This is a genomic window from Desulfosarcina sp. (assembly GCF_033791525.1).
Classification (GTDB): Bacteria; Desulfobacterota; Desulfobacteria; order Desulfobacterales; family Desulfosarcinaceae; genus Desulfosarcina.
This window is the reverse complement of the sequence record NZ_JASJGN010000049.1, coordinates 1-8,793: the sequence shown is the minus strand read 5'-3', so window position 1 is coordinate 8,793 and position 8,793 is coordinate 1. Positions and strand designations below refer to the sequence as shown.

Sequence of the window (8,793 nt, the reverse complement as noted above, 5' to 3'; positions counted from 1 at the left end):
CAGATCGGCGGCCAGGTGCAGGTAGGTGAAGACGATCTGGCCTTCGCGGATCAGATCGTACTCGGGAGGCACCGGTTCTTTGACATGCATGACCATGTCCGCCGCATCGAAGATCTCCTTGGGGGTGTCGATCATCCTGGCCCCGGCTTTCACATAGGCTTCATCGGAAAAGCCGCTGCCGCCACCGGCATTTTTTTCCACCAGCACCGAGTGCCCGTTGTGGATCATCACTTCCACACCGGCAGGGGTCATGCACACGCGGTTCTCTTCCGTCTTGATCTCTTTCAGTATTCCGACAATCATTTTGTCCTCCCTTGCAGTAGTTTGGTGGTTAAAATTTCTCAATGGCTTTTTTCACTGCCGCCACGATCTCATCGATGTCCGCTTTGGTGGCGATCAACGCAGGTGCAAAATTCATTATCGTGTTGTTGCCCGGCAGCGAGCTGTTGGTCCTGCCGATCAGTACACCTTCGGCAGCAACCAATCCCATGATTCGGCCCATTTCCGCTTCGGTGATGGGTTCCTTGGTGGCCTTGTCCTTGACCAGCTCGAGGCCGCAGAACAGGCCTTTGCCGCGTACATGGCCCACCAGGGGCATATCGGATAGCGCCTGCAGGCTCTCCAACATATACTCACCGACCACCCGGCTGTTCTCCACCAGGTTCTCTTCTTCTATAATGCGCGTGCTCTCCAGCGCGGCAACAGTGGCCCCGGCGCAGCCGCCATAGGTGCTGATATCGCGAAAGTAGTTAATGCCTTCCTCGGGGTCGGCTGGATCGCAGAGGAACTTGTCAAAGATCTCCTGACGGACGACCGTGGCGGAAAGCGGCATATAGGAACTGGCCAGTCCTTTGGCCATGGTGACCATGTCCGGATCCACATCATACTGATCAAGGCCCCAGAATTTACCGGTACGACCGAAACCGCAGACCACTTCGTCCATGATCAGGTAGATGCCGTAACGGTTGCAGATCTCCTGGAGGATCGGATAATACTCCGGAACCGGAACGATGATTCCGCCGCCGGCGGTGATCGGTTCCACGATGCAGCCGCCGATGGTGTCCGGCCCTTCCTTGAGAATGACATCTTCGACGCTGCGGGCGCAATCGATGTTGCAGCCCGGATAGGACTTGTCAAAGGGGCAGCGGTAGCAAAGCGGGTGGGGGAACTCGGCAAACCCGTCGGCAAACGGACCGAAGTCCTGTTTGCGCTGCAGTTGTCCCGTGGCGCTCAGGGCACCGATGGTCGTCCCGTGATAGTCCCGATCCCGAAAGAGAATTTTGTATTTGCCTTTGCGCGATGGATCGATGTGAGACAACTGGCGGACCATTTTAAAGGCTTTTTCATTGGCCTCGGACCCGCTGTTGGAAAAAAAGACTTTTCCCAGGTTCGGCAGCAGCTCGATCAGCTTGGCGGCAAATTTGATGGTGGGAATATTGCCAAACGCACCGGCGTAGTAGCCCATGGTTATGAGCTGGTCGTAAATGGCTTTGGCGATGCTCTCTCTGCCATGGCCCACCATAACGCTCCAAACGCCCCCGGACGTAGCATCGAGGTATTCTTTGCCCCTGATGTCAGTTACCCTGAGGCCCTTGCCTTCGACGATAATCATCTGCTCGGCAGACTGAAACACTTTGTGGGGCTTGATGTGGTGCCACAGGTAGTCCCGGTCGCCGCGAACCATCTCTTCGGTATCATATTCATTCCAATTGACGGTTGATTGCATGGTTTTTCTCCTTATTGGAATAATAGTAGTCGAATGAAACATTCCATTCAATTTATGTGGTTTCGGCCCTACACACCTTTTTGGGGACGCATGTCGGCAGAGTCGATACCCGCTACGGCAACCGGTTTTTTCATTGCATCGCGACGGAAGGGTTCACCCAGTTCCTTATTGTTCAATACCTCGATGAAGGTGGTCTTGCCTTCTTCCATCTGGGCTTTGACGGCCGCACTCAACTGTTCGGTCAAATCATCCGGGTTGGAGACCTGGACACCTTCCATGCCGCACGCTTTGGCGATGCCGGCGTAGGAGACCTTGGTGTCAAGCTCGGTACCCACGAAGTTGTCATCATACCATAAGGTGGTATTGCGTTTTTCTGCCCCCCACTGATAGTTGCGGAAGATGATCATGGTGATGGCGGGCCACTCATCGCGTCCACAAGCCGTCATTTCATTCATGGAGATCCCGAAGGCGCCGTCACCGGCAAAACCAACCACCGGAACGTCGGGTTTGGCGATTTTTGCGCCCAGGATGGCCGGAAAACCGTAGCCGCATGGTCCGAACATGCCCGGGGCCAGATACTTGCGGCCCTCCTCGAAGGTTGGATACGCATTTCCGATGGCACAGTTGTTGCCGATATCCGAAGAGATGATGGCCTTTTGGGGCAGGGCTTTGATGATGGCCTGCCATGCCATTCGGACCGTCATTTTTTCCGGCTCATTGTCCTTGGCACGTTGGTTCCAGGTCGTGCCGGGATCGTCTTCTTCGTGATCCATGGTAGCCAGTTCCTGGGCCCAGTCGGCCTTGGTCTTTGCGATGGTGGCCTTGCGGGTGTCGCGGCCCTCGTCACCGGCAGTGGGAGAAAGCTGCGCCAGAATGGCGGTGGCCACTTTTTTGGCGTCACCGGCAATGCCCACGGTGACCGGTTTGGTCAGGCCGATTCGGTTGGGGTTCATATCGACCTGGATGATTGCCGCTTCCGTCGGCCAGTAGTCGATGCCGTAGCCCGGCAGGGTGGAGAAGGGGTTCAAACGGGTACCCAGAGCCAGGACAACGTCGGCCTTGGAAATCAGCTCCATGCCGGCTTTCGAGCCGTTGTAACCCAGCGGGCCGGCAAACAGGGGATGGCTGCCTGGAAAGGCATCGTTGTGCTGGTAGCCGCAGCAGACCGGTGCGTCCAACCGTTCGGCCAAAGCAATGGTTTCCTGGATGGCGCCGCCAATGACAACACCGCCACCGTTCAGAATGACGGGAAATTTGGCCTTGGAAAGAAGCGCTGCTGCGCGGGCGATGGCCTCCTCGCCGCCAGCAGGACGCTCGAACTCGACGATGGCGGGCATTTTGATTTCAATGACCTGGGTCCAGAAATCACGGGGAATATTGATCTGGGCCGGGGCCGATGCCTGTTTGGCCTGAATGATGACCCGGTTGAGCACTTCCGCGATGCGCGAGGGATGCAGCACTTCTTCCTGGTATGCAACCATCTCTTCAAACACGGCCATCTGAGGGACTTCCTGGAAGCCACCCTGGCCCATGGTCATGTTGGCGGCCTGGGCAGTCACCAGCAGCAGCGGGGTGTGGTTCCAGTAAGCGGTCTTCACCGGAGTCACGAGGTTGGTGATGCCGGGGCCGTTCTGGGCGATCATCATGGACATCTTGCCGGAGGTGCGGGTGAACCCATCCGCCATCATACCGGCGTTGCCTTCATGTCCGACATCCCAGAAAGTGATCCCCGCTTTGGGGAAAAGGTCGGATATCGGCATAAACGCCGAGCCGATAATCCCGAAAGCATGTTCGATGCCGTGCATCTGGAGCACTTTGATAAAGGCCTCTTCGGTGGTCATTTTGATTGTCGCCATTGGTAAACCCTCCTAATTATAATATGTGTCGTGTCATCTCAACCTTCTGATGTCTGATACATCACATATCAGAAGGCGCGTCAAGATCAATTTTGGCAATATACGTTTTTTGTAATCCTGTGTTGGGCAGTCGCAGATGCAAAAGCCCGGAATAAATCGGTCAATAAAGGGACACAGCTAATAGGATTATGTGGTGTGTTGCATCAATGAATAGTCGGCAGAGGCGTCAATCACCAAATCAATCAACCGGTGGAGGTGCGGTTCAAGCTACCCGAAAGGTACTTTTAATAATTTGCTATAGGTGTCTTTAATAATTTCAAGTCCGCTTCTTATATTGACTTCGAAGGTCGTCTTGACTGCTTCAGGATCTTTGTTTTTAAGTGCATCAAGAATTGCCCGGTGTTGCTTGTTAAACTTGAGGCAATGGTCTCTCTCCCGCCGATATATATTCAGCACGCTTTCGACCGACTGAACCAGTGCCTGGGCGATACTGCAAAGGTGGGGAAGGTTGGATGCATTTAAAATAACATAGTGAAACTGTCTGTCCAATTGATAGTGATTCTGGGGAATTTCCTCCATCATCGCGTGTAGTTCTTCAAGCTTGAGAATATCGGCATCAGCCAGGTTGTCGATGGCCTCAACAGCGAGTGTGGCTTCTAAATCCGCCCGCAGATCATAAATATGAAGGATTTCTTTTTGGGTTGGCGGCGTGGCAACAATGGCACCTTTGTATGGAATGTTTTTAACCAGTCCGGATCGGTCAAGGCGCATGAGGGCTTCTCGTATAGGACCGCGGCCGATGCCCAGCTCGGCTTCGAGTTCAGACAAGACCAGACGGGTTCCGGGGAGCTTAAAACCGCTGAGAATCATATCCCTTATCTTCTCATATGCTCTCAGGGACTTCATGTAAGATTTATTGTCAGCCAAATTAGAAACTCCTGTTCATCACCTGACGGATGGTTAGCTGATCTGTCTACCGCTTAGAAGATATTTTAAAAGATCTTTAAGAATGCATGCATTTATCATGAATACATAGGTTGTCAAAATGTTACGATCTTAGTATCCACCACGATTGACCTTACCAGACGGTGTGGTTTACATATGCTTCCGATAAGTCGTGCGCAATATTGGCTATTGGGGTTCTTTTCTGTTTTTTGCCACATGAACGATCTCCAGGGCAAGAATCTCAGCTGCATCGAGAGCTTTGATGGGCAACTTTCCACCGAGAGCACTGAGTTCGGTACAGGCAATAATTAATAGAGTTGCTCCTTTTCTCATTAAATTTTCATACACATTTTTATAGTCATTCCTTACGGTTTCATCGATGTTTCCTTTTTTAATCTCTTTGATGACGCTTAACAGTTGCGCCTGATGATCAGGATCGGGCCATACATCCTCGATGCCCAATCGGCTGAAACGCTGCGTATATAGCCCGGTCATGGCAACCGCCGGAGAAGCCAGTATCCCGATTTTTCGCTGGTTCGGAAAATTGTCCTTCACATGGCTGGCCACCAGATCGATCAGGTTGATCACCGGGATGTTGACTGCTTCTTGAACCGCACCATAGTAGTAATGGGCGGTATTGCAGGCAATCACCAGAAAATCCGCCCCCCAGGATTCGAGCCGTCGGCTCATATCCGCCATGCAAGGGCCGGGATCTTCGCCATCCCCCTCGATGATGGCCTTTATCCTGGATGGCACCTTGGGGTTATTGTCCACGATACAGCGGATATGATCGGCATCGTCCAGTGCCGGTGTCAGGCGGATGATGCGCTGCATCAGATCGACCGTGGCTTCCGGGCCCATGCCCCCTAAAATTCCAACGATTTTTTCTCTTTTTTCTGTCATCTTCTTTCAGCCATCCGAGAGATTGGGCTCGAGAACCGCTGCGAGCAGAGGCTCTCGTTATCGGCACTGATCCTAAGACCCATACAATTAACCTTGTCTGAATGTATCCATATAGGCGTACAGGGCAGGCGATCCACCGGTGTGCAGGAACAGCACATTGGAACCGGCGGGAAAATGCCCCTTTCGCACGAGGTCGATCAACCCGGCGGCTGCCTTGCCTGAATAGACGGGGTCAAGGAGAACAGCTTCGGTTCTGGCAAAGAGTTTCACGGCTTCGACCATGGACTCGGTCGGCAGGGAGTAGCCCGGACCGACGTACTGATCAAAACAGACAATATCTTCACGGGCAATTCCGCTTTTTACGCCGAGCTTTTCGGCTAATTCCTGGGATAGCTTGTAAACAATCTCTTCCTGAACATCTTTCGGCCTGGAGACATTGACCCCGCTGATGGGGATTCCTCCGTTGACGCCGGCCATGCCCACTGCCATTCCGGCGTGGGTCCCGGCAGAGCCTGAAGGGACAATAATATGGTCAATGGCAAGACGCATCTCATTGAGCTGTCCCATGGTCTCTTCTGCACAGACCGCGTATCCCATGGCGCCGATGGCATTGGAGGCGCCGCCGGGAATAATGTACGGTTTCTTGCCGGCAGCCGCGAGCGCATCGGCCTTTTTGCTCATCTCGGCCATCATGTCGGAACCGCCTGCAACGACAGCGATGCTCTTTACGTCAAGCAGCTCGAAAAGAAAATTGTTGCCGCTGGCATCCGTCTTGTAGGAACCTTTGACGCGTTCTTCGAGAATGAGGTGGCAATCAAGGCCTTCCTTGGCAGACCATGCGGCCGTGAGTCTGGCGTGGTTGGATTGTACGGCACCACAGGTGATGATGGCATCCGCACCTTTTTCAAGCGCATCGGCGATGCAGAACTCCAGCTTCCTGGTCTTATTGCCGCCGCCGGATCCCGGAAGAAGATCGTCCCGTTTGATGTAAAGGTTGACATCGCCGCCGAGGGCCTCGCTCAGGGATGGCATGCTCTCGATGGGGGTCGGACCCTGAAGGTAACTTCTCCTGGGAAATTTGGTAAAATTCATCGGTTTTCCTTTCTTTGTGTTTTGGCTCTAAAGTTGAAAAACTTGTAAAAAGTCACATTTCCGACGGATTCGTAAAAAGCCCGAGATCAAGGCTTGCGAATCTTGAGGAATGAGGAGTACTTACGGTACGCCGCAGTGACGAAGGATGAAGCGTAACGCAGATATCGGGTTTTTTACGAATCCGTCAAAGTTGAAAAATGGCTTCGACTTCTATTTCCGCACCCAAGGGCAGTGCGGCCACCTGGAATGCGCTGCGTGCGGGATACGGCTCTTTGAAGTATTGGGCATAGACCTTGTTTACGGCTTGAAAGTTGCCGATGTCGGCAAGATAGACAGTTGTTTTGACGGCATTGTCCAAGTTTGTCCCGGCTTCCTTGGCAATGGCTGCAAGGTTCCGGAAAACAATGTGGGCTTTTTCTTCGATGGTGCCTTCCGGTATTTTCCCGGTTGCCGGGTCGATGGGAAGCTGGCCGGAGGTAAACAGGAATCCGCCTGAAACAACGGCCTGGGAATACGGACCGATGGCAGCCGGGGCACTATCCGTTTGAATCGCTTTTTTAGACATGTTGGTTTCTCCTCATTTCAAAATATTTGCTGAAACATCGCTTATGATTTTCAAAATTAGCCGGCAGTCATCCTCGCTGAAAGTCAACGGAATGCGCATATCACACATAACGGCAAGGATGCGTTTGGTGTTTGCCAGATCGGGCAGGTTGCTAAAATATCGCCAGCTTTCATATGCACTGGTAAATCCCACCGGTTCCTTGTTGCCGAACCATTTGAGCTCGACACCCCGATTCATGCACTCGGCGAGAAATTGTTTGATGGTTTTCTCATCTTGACCCTTCAGGGAAAACTGGATGGAGCTGCCGACGTAATTTTCGCGGGGATCCCGCGGGGGGCAGGTAATGCTGTCGATCTCTGTCAACCCCTTTTCCAATAGCCGGTAGCGTTTATTCCACCGCGCGCACTGATGGTCCAATATGTTGAGCTGGGGCCTCAAAATGGCTGCCCGAAGATTATCCATGCGGCTGGAATAATTGGGGACCATGGTTTTGATGCCCTCAAATACGTCCATACCGGGCCTTGACGTATGGCGTTCGTAGAGCATGTACGAACCCGAATAGATGATGGCGCGGGCAATCAGGTCCGGGTCGTCGGTGACCAGCAGGCCCCCTTCTCCTGAATTCATGTGTTTGTAGGTCTGGGTGCTGAAGCAGGCGGCCGCGCCAAAGGAGCCGGACTTTTTCCCGTCCCAGGTGGCACCCATGGTGTGGGCGCAATCTTCAATCAGGACAAGGTGATGGGCGGCGCAGATTTCCATGAGCCGGTCCATATTGGTGATGTGTCCGCGCATGTGGGATAGCATGAACCAGCGGACGTCGGGCGCCTTGGCCTTTTTTTCGAGGTCATCGAGGTCGATGGTGTAATCGTCTACAATATCTACCAGTTCGATGGCTGCACCTGAGTTTTCTATCGCTCCTGGGACCGGCGCAAGTGTGTATGCATTGCACAGGACCTTGTCGCCTGCTTTGACGCCGGCACTCTTCAGGGCCAGATACATGGCACTCCCGCATGACGCGCAGGCCAGACAATATTTTTTACCCATGTAAGCGGCAAACGCTTCTTCCAGGAGTGCCGCTTCACCTTTTTCGCCCGGTTCGACATTATAGCGGTGAAGCTTGCCGGATTTTAAAATTTCAATCGCCTTTTCAATGCCCTCGTCACAGATCGGTTCCTGAAGGGTGAAATCTTTGGTAAACTGTTTCTTTTCCGTCTCAGTCATCCTGTATACTCCCGTGAATATATGGCTTTTAAACCCGGCTCGTTTTGATTCCGATTCATTCGACAACTGTGCGGATCAATATCTTAGGAATCCGTCGGTAGTAAGGCCTTTTACGGGTTTATCAATATTTGGTCTGCTCGTAAACGTCGAATTTCCAGTCCTGTTCGGGGAAGTATTTCCTCAGCCGCCAGTCGCATGCCCGGGCATGGCCTTCCATGCCCTCAACCCTGGACAGACGGGAGGCCGCGCTGCTGATTACTCTGTTGGCTTCCTGGCTGATCTCTTGATACGTATATATTTTCAAGAATTTCATAACGTTAAGCCCGCCAGAATAGTGACCGGCTTTTTTGGTGGGCAGGATGTGATTGGTGCCCGAGCATTTGTCGCCATGGGGAACCGTGCTGCCTTCACCAAGAAACAACGAGCCATAGGAGGTGAGATTGTTGACCCACCAGTCCAGGTCTTCCGCCATGATCTGAACGTGC

At 52.9% G+C, this 8,793-nt stretch carries 8 protein-coding genes and 1 pseudogene; all 9 read right to left on the bottom strand.

Translation table 11 applies throughout. The annotated features are described in order from the left end of the window. Positions 1-303: pseudogene (locus QNK41_RS02575) on the bottom strand (alanine dehydrogenase); the annotation flags it as partial. Positions 304-331: 28 nt separating this feature from the next. Further along, positions 332-1,726, bottom strand: coding sequence for an aspartate aminotransferase family protein (locus QNK41_RS02570; RefSeq protein WP_319253439.1), 1,395 nt, complete (start codon positions 1,724-1,726; stop codon positions 332-334). A gap of 68 nt (positions 1,727-1,794) precedes the next feature. Next, positions 1,795-3,582, bottom strand: a complete 1,788-nt coding sequence (gene xsc / locus QNK41_RS02565) for a sulfoacetaldehyde acetyltransferase (RefSeq protein WP_319253437.1) — start codon at positions 3,580-3,582, stop codon at positions 1,795-1,797. A gap of 267 nt (positions 3,583-3,849) precedes the next feature. After that, positions 3,850-4,509, bottom strand: coding sequence for a GntR family transcriptional regulator (locus QNK41_RS02560; RefSeq protein ID WP_319253435.1), 660 nt, complete (start codon positions 4,507-4,509; stop codon positions 3,850-3,852). A gap of 204 nt (positions 4,510-4,713) precedes the next feature. Continuing rightward, entirely contained in the window at positions 4,714-5,430 is a 717-nt protein-coding gene (locus QNK41_RS02555; RefSeq protein ID WP_319253433.1) for an aspartate/glutamate racemase family protein, read from the bottom strand. Positions 5,431-5,517: 87 nt separating this feature from the next. Further along, a complete protein-coding gene (locus tag QNK41_RS02550) occupies positions 5,518-6,522 on the bottom strand; it encodes a D-cysteine desulfhydrase (protein ID WP_319253431.1) in 1,005 nt (334 codons plus the stop codon). Between the two features lie 184 nt (positions 6,523-6,706). Next, positions 6,707-7,087 (bottom strand): RidA family protein, encoded by a 381-nt coding sequence (locus QNK41_RS02545; RefSeq protein WP_319253429.1) that lies wholly within the window; start codon positions 7,085-7,087, stop codon positions 6,707-6,709. Between the two features lie 12 nt (positions 7,088-7,099). Then, positions 7,100-8,308, bottom strand: coding sequence for a DegT/DnrJ/EryC1/StrS family aminotransferase (locus QNK41_RS02540; RefSeq protein ID WP_319253427.1), 1,209 nt, complete (start codon positions 8,306-8,308; stop codon positions 7,100-7,102). A gap of 121 nt (positions 8,309-8,429) precedes the next feature. Further along, positions 8,430-8,793: histidinol dehydrogenase (locus QNK41_RS02535; RefSeq protein WP_319253425.1), on the bottom strand; the 364-nt coding region annotated here is incomplete at its 5' end.